This is a genomic window from Roseisolibacter agri (genome assembly GCF_030159095.1).
Taxonomy (GTDB): domain Bacteria; phylum Gemmatimonadota; class Gemmatimonadetes; order Gemmatimonadales; family Gemmatimonadaceae; genus Roseisolibacter; species Roseisolibacter agri.
Map to the genome: position 1 here is coordinate 359,106 of NZ_BRXS01000006.1, position 13,163 is coordinate 372,268.

The 13,163-nt window shown below is 74.2% G+C and carries 13 protein-coding genes; 1 reads left to right on the forward strand and 12 read right to left on the reverse strand.

Going from position 1 to position 13,163, the window contains the following annotated elements; genetic code table 11:
• Positions 1–37 precede the first annotated feature (37 nt).
• Both rosag_RS19995 and lhgO read right to left on the reverse strand, forming a co-directional pair.
• The gene (locus rosag_RS19995) at positions 38–1,369 is read right to left on the reverse strand and encodes a CCA tRNA nucleotidyltransferase (RefSeq protein WP_284351940.1); all 1,332 of its coding nucleotides are present in this window, start codon (positions 1,367–1,369) and stop codon (positions 38–40) included.
• Positions 1,366–2,613 carry an L-2-hydroxyglutarate oxidase gene (gene lhgO / locus rosag_RS20000; RefSeq protein ID WP_284351941.1) on the reverse strand — a complete coding sequence of 416 codons (1,248 nt, stop codon included), beginning with the start codon at positions 2,611–2,613 and terminating at the stop codon, positions 1,366–1,368. The genes rosag_RS19995 and lhgO overlap by 4 nt, the downstream gene beginning before the upstream one ends.
• Before the next feature lie 127 nt (positions 2,614–2,740).
• On the opposite strand from lhgO, the gene rosag_RS20005 reads away from it, so the two are divergent.
• Positions 2,741–3,196 carry a hypothetical protein gene (locus rosag_RS20005; RefSeq protein ID WP_284351942.1) on the forward strand — a complete coding sequence of 152 codons (456 nt, stop codon included), beginning with the start codon at positions 2,741–2,743 and terminating at the stop codon, positions 3,194–3,196.
• Here the strand turns inward: rosag_RS20005 and rosag_RS20010 are convergent.
• The 10 genes from rosag_RS20010 to rosag_RS20055 all read right to left on the reverse strand — a co-directional run bounded on the left by rosag_RS20010 (position 3,173) and on the right by rosag_RS20055 (position 13,151).
• Positions 3,173–4,156, reverse strand: coding sequence for an asparaginase (locus tag rosag_RS20010; RefSeq protein WP_284351943.1), 984 nt, complete (start codon positions 4,154–4,156; stop codon positions 3,173–3,175). The two genes, rosag_RS20005 and rosag_RS20010, sit on opposite strands and share 24 nt — an antisense overlap.
• Positions 4,153–4,917 (reverse strand): SDR family NAD(P)-dependent oxidoreductase, encoded by a 765-nt coding sequence (locus rosag_RS20015; protein ID WP_284351944.1) that lies wholly within the window; start codon positions 4,915–4,917, stop codon positions 4,153–4,155. The genes rosag_RS20010 and rosag_RS20015 overlap by 4 nt, the downstream gene beginning before the upstream one ends.
• A complete protein-coding gene (locus rosag_RS20020) occupies positions 4,914–5,513 on the reverse strand; it encodes a D-sedoheptulose-7-phosphate isomerase (RefSeq protein ID WP_284351945.1) in 600 nt (199 codons plus the stop codon). The genes rosag_RS20015 and rosag_RS20020 overlap by 4 nt, the downstream gene beginning before the upstream one ends.
• A gap of 20 nt (positions 5,514–5,533) precedes the next feature.
• Positions 5,534–5,869, reverse strand: a complete 336-nt coding sequence (locus rosag_RS20025) for a hypothetical protein (RefSeq protein ID WP_284351946.1) — start codon at positions 5,867–5,869, stop codon at positions 5,534–5,536.
• The gene (gene alaS, locus rosag_RS20030; RefSeq protein WP_284351947.1) at positions 5,866–8,613 is read right to left on the reverse strand and encodes an alanine--tRNA ligase; all 2,748 of its coding nucleotides are present in this window, start codon (positions 8,611–8,613) and stop codon (positions 5,866–5,868) included. The genes rosag_RS20025 and alaS overlap by 4 nt, the downstream gene beginning before the upstream one ends.
• Positions 8,614–8,688: 75 nt before the next feature.
• Complete coding sequence (locus rosag_RS20035; protein WP_284351948.1) at positions 8,689–9,387, reverse strand: hypothetical protein; 699 nt, start codon at positions 9,385–9,387, stop codon at positions 8,689–8,691.
• 382 nt (positions 9,388–9,769) lie between these two features.
• Entirely contained in the window at positions 9,770–10,504 is a 735-nt protein-coding gene (locus tag rosag_RS20040; protein WP_284351949.1) for a regulatory protein RecX, read from the reverse strand.
• Positions 10,505–10,673: 169 nt separating this feature from the next.
• The gene (recA, locus tag rosag_RS20045; protein ID WP_345784867.1) at positions 10,674–11,711 is read right to left on the reverse strand and encodes a recombinase RecA; all 1,038 of its coding nucleotides are present in this window, start codon (positions 11,709–11,711) and stop codon (positions 10,674–10,676) included.
• 134 nt (positions 11,712–11,845) lie between these two features.
• Positions 11,846–12,304: a YraN family protein gene (locus rosag_RS20050; RefSeq protein ID WP_284351951.1), complete on the reverse strand. Its 459-nt coding sequence runs from the start codon at positions 12,302–12,304 to the stop codon at positions 11,846–11,848.
• Between the two features lie 73 nt (positions 12,305–12,377).
• Positions 12,378–13,151, reverse strand: coding sequence for a glycerophosphodiester phosphodiesterase family protein (locus rosag_RS20055; protein WP_284351952.1), 774 nt, complete (start codon positions 13,149–13,151; stop codon positions 12,378–12,380).
• Positions 13,152–13,163 lie beyond the last annotated feature (12 nt).

Genomic DNA, 13,163 nt, shown 5'->3' on the forward strand with positions numbered 1-13,163 from the left:
GGCGTGCCGTGGTGTTCGGTTGCTGCACGAGGATGAGCTAGTCGTTGGAAGCCGCGGCGCGCGCGAGCAGCCGCTCGCGATCGTTCTCGGCCGGGTCCTCCACCACCGCGGCCAGCAGGCGCTGGAGAATGATACCGACGCCCGGGCCGGCTGCGATACCAGCCGCGAGGAGGTCGCCGCCGTCCACAGCCAGGTCCGCCAGCTCGATCGGCTGGCCATAGGCGACGCGGATCATGCGCCGGTGGAGCGCGCGCACGCGCGCCGCGTCGGGCGCCTCACGCCCAGCGGCGCGCTCCGCCGCCCAGCGCGCGGCGCCCAGCCGGAGCACGTCCGCGACCATCACGCGCCCCACCGCCGACGCCCAGCGCCGCAGCTCTGCCTCGGCCGGCGCCGCATCGGCGAGGAGCGCCCCGCGGATCGATCCGGCCACGCGCTGCCAGCGGTCGACGAGGTCCGCGACCCAGCGCACCTCCTGGTTCGAGCAGCGCAGCGCCCGCAGCGAGCGCTCGGCCGTCACGCGGTCGCGCTCGAGCCACGGCGCCGCGAGTCGGTGCAGGTAGCGGCCGCGCTCCCGGCGGCCCCGCGGGACCGGCAGGTGGTCGAGCGTCGTGAACGCGACCGGCGAGACGTCCGCGAGCGCGGGGATCAGCGTCGCGAGCGCACCGCTCTCGCGCCACCGCTCCAGCGCCCACGACGGCGCGCGCACCTGGCGCAGCGTCTTGTCCAGCTCCTCCCGCACGCGCTCGGCCGACAGGCGGCCCAGGTGCGGACCGCTCGCCACGACGGCCGCCCACGTGGGGGGATCGAAGTCGAACTCGAAGCGGGCCGCGAAGCGGATCGCGCGCAGCGCGCGCAGCCGGTCCTCCCGCAGCCGCGCGTCCGCGTCGCCGACGGCGCGCACCACGCCGCGCCGCAGGTCGCCCACGCCGTCGAAGGGGTCGTGCAGGGTGCGCCCGCGCGGCGAGAACGCGATCGCGTTGATCGTGAAGTCGCGCCGCGCGAGGTCGTCGTACAGCGACGCGCCGAACTCCACGACCGCGTGGCGTCCGTCCGTCTGCACGTCGCGGCGGAAGGTCGTGACCTCGTGCATCACGCCGTCCTGGTCGAACAGCCCCAGCGTCCCGAACTGCTCGCCCTTCGGCACGACGCGCCGGAAGACCTTGCGCATCTCGGCCGGCGTCGCCGACGTCGCGAGGTCCCAGTCGAGCGATGGACGGCCGAGCAGCGCGTCGCGGATCGCGCCGCCCACGCACCAGGTCTCGTGGCCAGCGTCGAGCAGCCGGTTCGCGATCTCGAGTACGCCGCGTGGCGGCTCGAGCGCGTCGAGCCGCCTGCGCAGCGTCGCCTCGTCGATCCCGTGCGCCGTCATCGCGCCGCGTAGGCTGAGATTCCGAGCTCGCGCACGATCTCGTCGCCGATCGCGAGCGACGCCGTGGCCGCGGGGCTCGGCGCGTTGAGCACGTGGAGCGCGCCCTCGGAGCGCACGAACGCGAAGTCCTGTACCAGCGAGCCGTCCGGCGCCATCGCCTGCGCGCGCACGCCCGCGCCGCCGGGCATGAGGTCGGCCTCGCGCACCTCGGGCACGAGACGCTGCAGCGACGCCGCGAACAGCCGACGGCTGAACGAGCGCTTCAGCTCCGACATCGTCATCCCCGGATAGCGCGCCATGAAGCGCCACAGCCCGCGGAACGTGAGCGCATCGGCGAGGTCGGTCGGGCTGACGTCGCGCTTGCGGTAGCCCTCCCGCTTGAACGCGAGCACCGCGTTCGGCCCGCACTCCACGCCGCCGCCGATCATGCGCGTGAAGTGCACGCCGAGGAACGGGAAGCTGGGATCGGGTACGGGATAGACGAGGTGCCGCACGAGCGACGCGCGCTCGGGCCGCAGCTCGAAGTACTCGCCCCGGAACGGCACGATGCGCAGCGCGGGCGCGGCGCCCGCCATGCGCGCGATGCGATCGCAGTGCAGCCCCGCGCAGTTCACGAGCAGGTCCGCCGTGTGCTCGCCCGCGTCGGTGCCGATGCGCCACCCGCCGTCGCGGCGGGCCAGCGATCGCACGCCCGCGCCCGTGCGTACGTCCACGCCCTCGGCCGCGAGCACGCGCACCAGCGCGTCGGCGACGCCGCGGTAGTCGGCGATGCCCTCCTCGGGCACGTGCACCGCCGCCACTCCCGCGGCGTGCGGCTCGATCTCGCGCAGCTCGGCTCCGCTCAGCCACCGCAGCCCCTGCAGCCCGTTCGCGGTGCCGCGCTCCAGCAGCGTGCGCAGGCGTGGGACCTCCGTGTCGTCCACCGCGACGACGACCTTGCCGCAGATCTCGTGGCGAACGCCCTGCTCGCGGCAGAACGCCGTCATCTGGCGGATGCCGTCGGTCGCGAGCCGCGCCTTCCGGGAGCCGGGCGCGTAGTAGAGCCCCGCGTGCAGCACCCCGCTGTTGTGCGTGCTCTGGTGCTCCGCGACCCGCGCCTCCTTCTCCAGCACCGTCACGCGCACGTCCGGCCGCGCGCGCGCGAGCTTGAGCGCGGTCGCCAGCCCCACGAGCCCCGCGCCCACGATCACCGCGGACCCGCGGGCGGGGAGCGAGGCGTCGTCGGAGGGGCGGATCGAGGTCATGGCGGCGATGGAGGAGCGGGAAGCGGCCGCGGATGCGGCCATCGAGGTGGCGGGACGTTACCGGGCACCCCGGGCGTGAACAATGCCCGAACGCGACCGCCGGGCGCCGCGCGGCTAGATTCGGAGCATGCTGCCGTACCACTTTCGCGAGGAGCTCGACGCGCTGCTCGCCGCCTCGAGCGCCGAGCCGGCGTTCCGCGACGACGTGCTGGCGTACGCGGAGGGCCGGCCCGCCACGCGCGTGGAGCTGCACCGTCCGTCCCCGCGCATCAAGGTCCTGCGCCTGCTCGCGCACCTGCTGCACGCGGAGCCGGGGCTGCGCATCGCGCGGGTGCAGGTGGACGCGTGGTCCGGCTGCGCCGACTTCCGCGGCGGCATCGACGTCCACGCGGCCGACGGGCGGCGGAGCTGGCGCTTTCGCTGGGACTGCCGGTGGGCGGCCGAGCAGGAGGGCTGGATGACCGCGTGGGGGACGCCGGACCAGTCGCGCGCGGCCGACGAGCTGGGGTGGCGCTGCTTCGCGCGGTGGGAGCTCGCCACCGCCGACGACCCGCGCGCCTCAGCCGTCGAACAGGACGCGTAGCTCCTCGACGCTCAGCCCCGCGCCGAGGCCCAGCATCAGGTCGATGCGGGCCTGCGCGGGGCGGCGCGAGCCGGCGAACAGCGCGCCCAGCTCGGACAGCTTCCGCCCCCCGCCCGGATACGCGTAGGTGCGCCCCACGCGGCCGCGGCCCGCGCGCGAGGCGATGACGACCGGCCGCCCCGCCGCGACCCACCGCTCGATCCCCGGCACGACCTCGGGCGGGACGTTCCCGCGGCCCATCGCCGCCACGACGACGCCGCGCGCGCCGCTCGCCAGCGAGGCGTCCAGCAGCCGCGAGTCGCAGCCGGCCCACGTGGCGATGATGTCCACCGGCGTCGCCGGCGCGTCGGGCGCGAGCACCGCGGGCGTGCCGACCACCCGCCGCCGGAAGATCACGCGGTCCTCGTCCACGACACCGATCGGCCCGAGCCCCGGCGCCTCGAACGCGTCCAGCTGGTGCGTGTGCGACTTCGTGTCCTCGAGCCCCGCGAACACCCGCCCGCCCATCACGACCATCGTGCCGACGCAGCGGGCCTCCTCGCTCGCCGCGACGCGCACCGAGTCGATGAGGTTCTGCGGCCCGTCGTAGCCCAGGTCGCTCGCGGCGCGCATCGCGCCCGTGAAGACGACGGGCTTGTCGCTCGCGACCGAGCGTGCGATCAGGTACGCGGTCTCCTCGAGGGTGTCGGTGCCGTGCGTGATGACGACGCCGGCGACCGCGGGCTCCGCGAGCACCTCGAGCACGCGCGCGCGCAGCGCCCACTGCCGCTCCACGGTCATGTGCGGCCCCGGATAGCGGCCCCACTGCTCCGCGCGCACCTCGGCGATCTCGTCGATCCCGCGCGCGGCGCCGAGGATCTCGTCGGCGCTGAGCGACGGCACGGCGCCGCCCTCGTGCGCGTCCATCCTCATCGAGATCGTGCCGCCCGTGAACAGCGCGGCCACCAGCGGGCGCGTCACCCGCACAGGACGCTCCCGCCGTTCACGTTGAGGATCTCGCCGGTGACGTGCCGCGCGAGCGGGGAGCAGAGGAAGAGGATCGGCCCCGCGATGTCCTCGGCCGTCGCGACGCGGCCGATCGGGATGTTGGCGGCGATGCGCTCGCGTCCGCCCTCGCGCATCGCGCTGTCGGTCATCTCCGTATCGACCCAGCCCGGCGCCACGCTGTTCACGGTGATGCCACGCGGCGCGAGCTCCACGGCCATCGACTTCACGAACGAGATCATCGCGCCCTTGGTGGCTGCGTAGTCCGCGTGCATCGCCTCGCCGCGCTGGCCGGCGGTGCTCGACACCATCACCAGCCGCCCATCCGGCGCCAGCGCGCGCGCCGCCGCGCGCGACAGCCAGAACATCGAGTCGACGTTCTGCAGGAGCGTGTGCCGCCAGCGCGCGTCGTCCATGTCGGCCACCGGCACCTCCTCGACGGGCCACACGCCGTGGTTCACGACCACGACGTCCACGCCGCCGAACGCGCTGACGGCCGCCTGCACGAGCGACTCGGCGCCCTCGGACGACGTGAGGTCGGCAGCGTGCGCCACGGCCTTCACGCCGGCGCTGCGCGCCTCCGCGACCACCGCGTCGGCCTCCTCACGACGCGACCGGTAGCCCACCACGACGTCGGCGCCCGCACATGCGAGCAGCCGCACCGTCGCCGCGCCGATGCCGCGCGAGCCGCCGCTGACGACGGCGCGCTTCCCGCGCAGCCCGAGCAGCGGGCTCACAGCTCCTGCTCCACGAGGTCGCAGATCAGGTGCTGGATGCAGAGGTGCAGCTCCTGCGCGCGGTCGGTGCGGTCGGTCGGGACGATCACGTTGTGGTCCGCGAGCGCGCGCAGCGGTCCGCCGTCGCGTGCGCTGAGCGCGAGCACCGCGACGCCCTTCGCGCGCGCGGCCTTCGCCGCCTCCAGCACGTTCGGCGAGTTGCCGCTGGTCGAGTGGATGATGAGCAGGTCGCCCGGGCGGCACAGCGCCTCGACCTGGCGCGAGAACACGTGGTCGAAGCCGAAGTCGTTGCCCGCCGCGGTGAGCAGCGACGTGTCGGTCGTCAGGGCGACCGCGGGATACGCGCGGCGGTTGCGCCGGTAGCGGACGACGTACTCGGTCGCCATGTGCTGCGCGTCGGCGGCGCTGCCGCCGTTCCCGCAGAAGAACAGCGTGCCGCCCGCGCGCACGGTGTCGCGCACGATCGTCGCCGCGCGCGCCACGTGGTCGGCCAGCGTGTCGGCCGTGCGCGTGGCCGTCTCGGCCAGCTCCCGCAGCGCGGTGCGCACGTCGCTCGCGGCCACCGGCGCATGGCCGGCCGCCCTCGTCTCGCTCATCGGTCGTGTCTCCAGGGGATTCAGCGCGCGGCGTCGGGCCCGGCGAGCGCGGCGAAGCGCCGCATGGCCGCGTCGGCGAGCGCCGCCAGCTCTTGCGGGCGCTCGCTCGCGAGCTCGAACGCGTAGGTGGCCAGCGCGTCGGCGGCCAGCAGGTCGAGCGCGGTCGCGCGCGACGTCGCGCCGTCGGTGAGCAGCGCGCCCACCGCGCGCGCCGCCGCGTCCACGCACTGCTCGGCGCTCACGGCCGCGCGATCGTCGGGCGGCGCCCCGTCGTACAGCGCCGCGATGCGCGACGTGAGCAGTGGGGGCGGCGTGGGCGCCCGCTCGGACACCCACGCCGCGAAGTCGGACGTCACGCCGCGCCCACCAGCGGCCCGACCAGCGTGGGCGCCTGCGCGAGCGCCTCGGCGAGCTTCGACGCGTCGGGGATGCCCGCCTGCGCCATGTGCGGCTTGCCGCCGCCCTTCCCGCCCGCCACGGCGGCGACGAGGCGCACCACCTCGTCCGCGCGCACGCCGCGGTCGCGCAGCTCGTCGCCGACGACCGCGAGCATCGTCGTCTTCCCGTCCTCCAGTCGTGCGCCGAGCACCGCCACGATCGCGGGGAGCTGCTCGCGCAGCGCGTCGCCGAGCGCCTGCAGCGCCTTCACGTCGGCGACGTCCACCTCGCTCGCCACCAGGCGCGCGTTGCCGAGCGGCTGTGCCGCCGCGGCGAGCGTCTGCACCTGGTTGGCGCCGCCGCCCTTGCGCGCCTCCTCGATGCGCTTCTCCAGCTGGCGGCGCTCGTCGACGAGCGCCTGCACGCGGCGCACCACCTGATCCGCCGGCGCCTTCACGATCTCGGCGACGCGCTCCAGGCCGCGCTCGCGATCGCGCAGGAACTCGTACGCCTTGGGACCCGTGAGCGCGAGCACGCGCCGGACGCCCGCCGCCACGCCGGTCTCCTGCACGATCCGGAACAGGCCGATCTCGGACGTGTTGCGCACGTGAGTGCCGCCGCACAGCTCCGTCGACAGCCCGGGGATCTCGACCACGCGCACGACGTCGCCATACTTCTCGCCGAAGAGCGCCATCGCGCCGCCCGCGACCGCCTCCTGATACGACTGCTGCGTCGTGCGCACCGGCTGCGCGGCCCAGATGCCGCGGTTCACCATCGCCTCGATCTCCTCGAGCTGCTCGGGGCGGATGGGGCCGTGGTGCGTGAAGTCGAAGCGCAGGCGGTCCGGCTCGACGACGGAGCCCGCCTGGTGCACGTGCTCACCGAGCACGTGGCGCAGCGCCGCGTGCAGCAGGTGCGTGGCCGTGTGGTTGCGCTCCGTGTCGCGACGCCGATCGCCCGGCACGCGCGCCTCCGCGCGGCCGAACTGCAGCGTGCCGTGCAGCGTGCCCACCGCGGCGACGCGCCCGTCGATCTTGCGCACCTCGTCGACGTCGACGCGCCACCCCTCGCCGACGATCTCGCCCTGGTCGGAGACCTGGCCGCCGCTCTCGGCGTAGAAGGGCGTCTCCTCCAGCAGCACCGCCACGCGCCCGCCGTCCAGCCGGCGCACCGCCGCCACGCGCGACTGCACGCTCGTCGCGTCGTAGCCGACGAACGCGCCCGCGCGACCCAGCTCCTCGTCGGGCGACGGCCGCTCCCAGCTCGCGAGGTCGCCCAGCGCGTCCGCCGCGACGCCGAGGTTGCGCGACTTGCGCTCCTCCTGCGACTGCGTGCGCTGGCGCTCCAGCGACGCCTCGAAGCCGACGATGTCCACGCGGTACCCGCGCTCGCGCGCCATCAGCTCCGTGAGGTCGATCGGGAAGCCGTAGGTGTCGTACAGGCGGAACGCGTCCTCGCCGCTGATCTCGCCGCGCAGCGCGGACGAGCCCTGCGTCGAGCGCACCGGCGCGAGCTCGTCGAAGCGCGCCATGCCACCCTCGATCGTCGCCAGGAAGCGCTCTTCCTCCGCGCGCGTCGTGGTGACGATGTGCTGCGCGCGCTGCCCGAGCTCGGGATACGCGTCGCCCATCGTGTCGATCACCGTCTGCACCGCGAGGTGCAGCGTCGGCTCCTTGGTGCGGCCCAGCAGGTACGCGTGGCGCACCGCGCGGCGGAGGATGCGGCGCAGCACGTAGCCGCGCCCCTCGTTCGACGGGAAGACGCCGTCCGCGAGCAGGAACGCGACCGCGCGCGCGTGATCCGCGAGCACGCGGTACGACGCGGGGTCGTTGCCGTTCACCACCGCGTCCGTCTCCCGGCCGCGGTAGCCCGCGCCGACGATCGACTCCACCTTCGCGATCAGCGGCGCGAAGACGTCGGTGTGGAAGTTGTTCGAGACGCCCTGCAGCACGGCCGCGATGCGCTCCAGGCCCGCGCCCGTGTCGACCGACGGCTTCGGCAGCGGCACGAGCGTGCCGTCCGGCTGCCGGTCGTACTGCATGAAGACGAGGTTCCAGATCTCGAGGAACCGGCCCGCCTCCGCCCCCTCGACGAACGCGTCCGTCGAGAAGTCGGTGCGATCACGCTCGGTCCACTCGCCGTTCGCGCCCTCGGGGAAGCGATAGTCCTTCGCCAGGTGCGCGAGGTCGACGTAGATCTCGGTGCACGGGCCGCACGGGCCGGTGTCCGCCATCTGCCAGAAGTTGTCCTTCGCGCCCAGCCCGTAGATGCGCGACTCCGGCACGCCCGCGATCTCGCGCCACAGCTGCCGCGCTTCGTCGTCCTCGTGGAAGACCGAGACGCGCAGGTGCTCGCGCGGGATCTGCAGCTCCTCGGTGACGAAGGCCCACGCGAAGCGGATCGCGTCGGCCTTGAAGTAGTCGCCGAACGAGAAGTTGCCGAGCATCTCGAAGAAGGTGTGGTGCCGTGCGGTGTGCCCCACCTGTTCGAGGTCGTTGTGCTTGCCGCCCGCGCGCACGCACTTCTGCGACGTCGTGGCCCGGCGGCGGCCCTCGGGCGGCTCCTCCATCCCGAGGAACACCTTCTTGAACGGGACCATCCCTGCGTTCGTGAACAGCAGGGTCGGGTCGTCGCCGGGGACGAGCGAGGACGACGGGCGGATGACGTGGCCCTGTCGCTCGAAGAACTGCAGGAAGCGGGTACGGATCTCGGAGGCGCGCATCCGGAGAAGTGTAACGGCCGCCGGGGAGCGCGCTCAAGCACGCGCCAGCACGCAGCTTCGGCGGAGCGCGCCGCGTCAGAGGCCGAGCGAGAGCTGATCGCGGGGCGCGGTGCTCCGCGGGACGGCGGGCGCCGGCGGCGCAGCGGCGGCTGTCGGTTCGGGCGCGCGCGGCTCATCGACCACCGGGACTGTCGTCGTCGCGAGCTCCGCTGCCGGCCGCGCGACCTCCAGCAGGCTCCCTGCGCCCGCGGGCCGGCGCTCCGCCTCGATCAGCGCCAGCACCTCGCGCACGGACACGTCCAGCCGGCGCGCCAGCGCGGTCGCCACGTGCTCGCTCGGCGTCCCCGCGAGCGTCGCCCAGACCGCCGAAGGCTGGAGCCCGCGCAGCCGCGCCCACTCGGTCAGCGTCTCGGGCCACATCGCCAGCCCGACGACGGTGGCCGCCGGCATCGCCGCGACCTCGCGCTCGACGCGGGCGACCGCGCGCAGCTCCAGCGGGTTCGTGCCCGTGCGGCGGCGCCATCCGGGCGCGCCGTCGGCCGTCGGCTCCGGGGCGCCGCTGGCGTCGGTGTCCGCCGGCGCCCCGTCCACCAGCATCGCCAGGTGACCCGTGGGCACGCCGAGGTGCGCCGCGAGCCGTTCGCGGATCCGCACGTACGGCTTCCGCCGCGCCAGCAGGTTGTACACGACCGACTCGGCCACACGCTCGGCCCGTGCCCAGCGGGCCAGCTCGTCGGGCCAGAGGGCGAGCTGCACGACGAGCGAGGCGGGCATCGCCGCCACGGACGCCCGGACGCGCTCGACCGCCATCCGCTCGATCCGGCTGTCGCCCGTTCGGGGCGGCCGCTCGACCGGCGGAAGGTCGTCGACGTGAGGATCGCGGGCCCGCACCTGTCGCTCGGCCACGAGAGGGCTCCTCGAAGGGACGCCGGCGCACGCCGCAAGCGCCGTTCCGCAACCGGGCCGGACCGCGTCGCGGTCTGGCGGCACGTGCAGGCAGGCCAGGCCGGCTCCCAATGGCCGGGCGTGAGGCGATCAACGAGGGAATGTTCCCCAAAGGGAATCATCCCCTGTACATACAGGGCCACCCCCACTCCACCAGCAAGCTCCTACCCACCTCCGCTCAGCTACACGAGCGGAGCGGCAGGCCTCGGCGTCAGTCCTCGACGTCGGCCTCGAGATCGTCGAAGGCCGCCTCGTCGTCCGCAGCCGCATCCAGCACGCGCGCCATCACGCGACGGATGACGTCGGAGTCGTGGCCGCGGCGCGCGAGGTAGCCGTACAGCCGTCGGCGGCGCGTCGCCGCGTCCTCGGCGCCGAGGCTCCGCAGCTTCTTGCGGGCGGACGCTTCGGCCAGCGCCTCCTCGTCCACCGATTCGTCGGCGAACACCTCCGCCACGGCCTCGTCGACGACGTCGCGCGCGACGCCCTTCTGCGCCAGGACCTGCGACACGCGGCGGCGGGAGTCGCCGCGACCGCTCACGCGCGACCGCGCCACCTGCCGCGCGTACGACGCGTCGTCGATGAGCCCCGCATCGCTCAGGCGCGCCAGCGCGGATGCCACGTACGCCTCGGGCTCCCCGCGCTGCTTCAGCTTCCGCCCCAGCTCCTTGGCCGAGCGTCCCTGGACCGCCAGCAGCCCGATCGCGCGGTCATAGGTCGCCAGCTCGGCCGCCGCGTCCGCGAGACGCCGCCCCGCGGGCTCGTCCAGCACGCTCCCGACCCGCAGCGACAGCCGCTCCACGATCTCCACCGACACGACCGCTGCCGGCTTGCCGTCCACCGCCACGTCGAACCGCCCCGGCCGTCGCGACGCCGCGGCGATCGCCGTCACCACGCCGACGATCGGCGGCCGCTCCTCGGTGGTCCCGACCGGTCTCCTCGCTCTCATCCGACCGCTCCTCGTTTCTCCACACCCCCAAAGCACGCGTCGCCGAGTGGGTCGGCGGGTCGTCGGAGATTCCGGGCTCCGCCGCCCCAGCCCGCCCCATTCGGCGACGCTGATCGTGCACTTCCGCGTACTGCCGGGGCGACGGCAGACCCGTCGCCCCGCTCCGAGCTCAGTCCTCGGCGCCCTCGGCGTCCTGCCCCTCGGCGCCGATCCCGAGCACGCCCTTCACCTTGACCTCGACCTCGGCCATCAGCGCGGGGTTGTCCTTCAGGAACATCTTGGCGTTCTCGCGGCCCTGGCCGATGCGCTGGCCCTGGTAGCTGTACCAGGCACCCGACTTCTCGATGATCGCCGCCTCGCTGGCGATGTCGAGCACGAGCGACGCGTGGCTGATGCCCTCCGCGTACATGATGTCGAACTCGGCCTGCTTGAACGGCGGCGCGACCTTGTTCTTCACCACCTTCACGCGGACGTGCGAGCCCACCACGTCCTCCTTGTCCTTCACCGGGCCGATGCGGCGGATGTCGAGACGGACCGAGGCGTAGAACTTCAGCGCCTTGCCGCCCGTCGTCGTCTCCGGGTTGCCGAACATGACGCCGATCTTCTCACGCAGCTGGTTGATGAAGATCACCGCCGTGTTCGAGCGCGCGATCGCGCCGGTCAGCTTGCGGAGCGCCTGGCTCATGAGGCGCGCCTGCAGGCCGACGTGGCTGTCGCCCATGTCGCCCTCGATCTCGGCCTTCGGCACGAGCGCCGCCACCGAGTCGACCACCACGACGTCCACCGCGCCCGAGCGCACCAGGATGTCGCAGATCTCGAGCGCCTGCTCACCCGTGTCGGGCTGCGAGATCAGCAGCGCCTCGACGTCCACGCCCAGCTTGCGCGCATACTCGGTGTCGAGCGCATGCTCGGCATCGATGTACGCCGCCACGCCACCCTGCTTCTGCGCGTTGGCGACGACGTGGAGACAGAGCGTCGTCTTACCCGACGACTCCGGCCCGTAGATCTCGGTGATGCGGCCCTTCGGGATGCCGCCGATGCCGACCGCGGCATCGAGGTTGATCGCGCCCGTCGGGATCGACGCCACCTTCACCTTGGTGTCGTTCCCGAGGCGCATGATGGACCCCTTCCCGCAGTTCTTCTCGATCTGCGCGATGGCCAGGTTCAGCGCCTTCTTCTTGTCGTCCGTGCTCACCGTCGTCGCCATACTCTCGCCCACCCTTTTGATGTCGTGAAAACGCTGTGGCCACCGGGGGCAATGTACGCCGAGCGGCCCATGGCCGGCGACGGAAATCGGCACCCCGAAGAACCCGAACAAATTACGAAGATTGCGCCCCGAGATCAAGCACGGGATGGCACCTGGAAGGCGTCCGCGACGTGCCGGACGCGCACCGCCGGCCCCTCGCCCGCCCCCGCTTGCGCCGGCGGGAGGACTACCCCGACGACGTCGAATCGGTACGCGTCCCCGGCCCGTCCGTGCCGGTCGATCCAGACGTTGGCGCTCCGGACCAGCTCGCGCTGCTTCCGCCACCGGACCGCCTCGATCGGGTCGCCGAACGCGAGCCCGCGCCGCGCCTTCACCTCCACGAACGCGACCAGCGTCCCGAGGCGTGCCACCAGGTCCAGGTCGCGGTGCCCCGACCGGAAGCGGCGCGCCAGGATCTCCCAGCCGCCCCGCTCCAGCCACCGCGCGGCCACCCGCTCCCCGAGCACCCCGACGGCCTGCCGGCGGTCGGACTTGCGGCCGGGCTCGCGGCCGGGCTCGCGGCGAGCGGCGGATGGACGGGGCGCGGTCGACATGGGCCCACGATACCGCCGCGCGGTCCGCCTACCGTGCCGCCGCGACGCAGGCCGGCACCGGACGCCGCGAGGCTCAGAGCGTGGCGCGCGCGGCGAGCATGGCCGCGGGATCGTCGCTGATGATCCCCGCGATCCCCGAGCGCCAGAGCCGGAGCGCGACCGCGGGGTCGTTCACCGTCCAGACGTGGACGGGCACGGCGAGCGGGCGAAGGGCCGCCGCGAAGCGCGCGACGGGCAGCGGGAGGCCGTAGTAGCCCAGCGGCACGCACACGGCGCGATACGGCACGGCGCGCGGCCGCAGCCCCGCCGTCGTCGCCAGCAGACGCGCCACGTCCCCCCGGCTGCTCCCGATCGCGATCCCGGAGTCGCGGAAGGGCGCGAGCGCGGCGCCGTCGAACGCGTCGACGACCGCGCGCGCCTGTGCGCCGTGGCGCTCGAGCACTGCGCGGACCGCCGGTGCCGCCGACGGCACCTTGATCTCGATCAGCACCGGCATGTCCGGGAAGCGCCCGAGCAGCTCGTCGAGGGTCGGGACGCCGATGCCGCGCTCGCGATACGGGAAGGTGCGGCCGCCGTCCGTGGTGAAGCGGCAGCCCGCGTCGCACGCGGCCAGCTCCCGCGAGGTGCGCGTTGCGAGGCGGCCCGAGAGCGCCGTCGTGCGGTCGAGCGTCGGGTCGTGGTGCACGACCGGAACGCCGTCCGACGCCAGGTGCACGTCGAACTCCAGCGCGTCGACGCCGAGCGCGACGGCCTGCGCGAACGCTTCGAGCGTGTTCTCGGGCGCGTGCGCGCGGTTGCCGCGGTGCGCCACCACCGGCCGGCGCGACGGGTCGAGGATCGGGTGCACGGTGGGAGGCGG

Coding starts and splice junctions, on each gene's coding strand:
- rosag_RS20040 (WP_284351949.1), bottom strand. CDS start 10,504: ATGAGAGCGAGGAGACCGGTCGGGACCACCGAGGAGCGGCCGCCGATC.
- rosag_RS20035 (WP_284351948.1), bottom strand. CDS start 9,387: ATGCCCGCCTCGCTCGTCGTGCAGCTCGCCCTCTGGCCCGACGAGCTG.
- lhgO (WP_284351941.1), bottom strand. CDS start 2,613: ATGACCTCGATCCGCCCCTCCGACGACGCCTCGCTCCCCGCCCGCGGG.
- rosag_RS20020 (WP_284351945.1), bottom strand. CDS start 5,513: ATGAGCGAGACGAGGGCGGCCGGCCATGCGCCGGTGGCCGCGAGCGAC.
- rosag_RS20005 (WP_284351942.1), top strand. CDS start 2,741: ATGCTGCCGTACCACTTTCGCGAGGAGCTCGACGCGCTGCTCGCCGCC.
- alaS (WP_284351947.1), bottom strand. CDS start 8,613: ATGCGCGCCTCCGAGATCCGTACCCGCTTCCTGCAGTTCTTCGAGCGA.
- rosag_RS19995 (WP_284351940.1), bottom strand. CDS start 1,369: ATGACGGCGCACGGGATCGACGAGGCGACGCTGCGCAGGCGGCTCGAC.
- rosag_RS20050 (WP_284351951.1), bottom strand. CDS start 12,304: ATGTCGACCGCGCCCCGTCCATCCGCCGCTCGCCGCGAGCCCGGCCGC.
- recA (WP_345784867.1), bottom strand. CDS start 11,711: ATGGCGACGACGGTGAGCACGGACGACAAGAAGAAGGCGCTGAACCTG.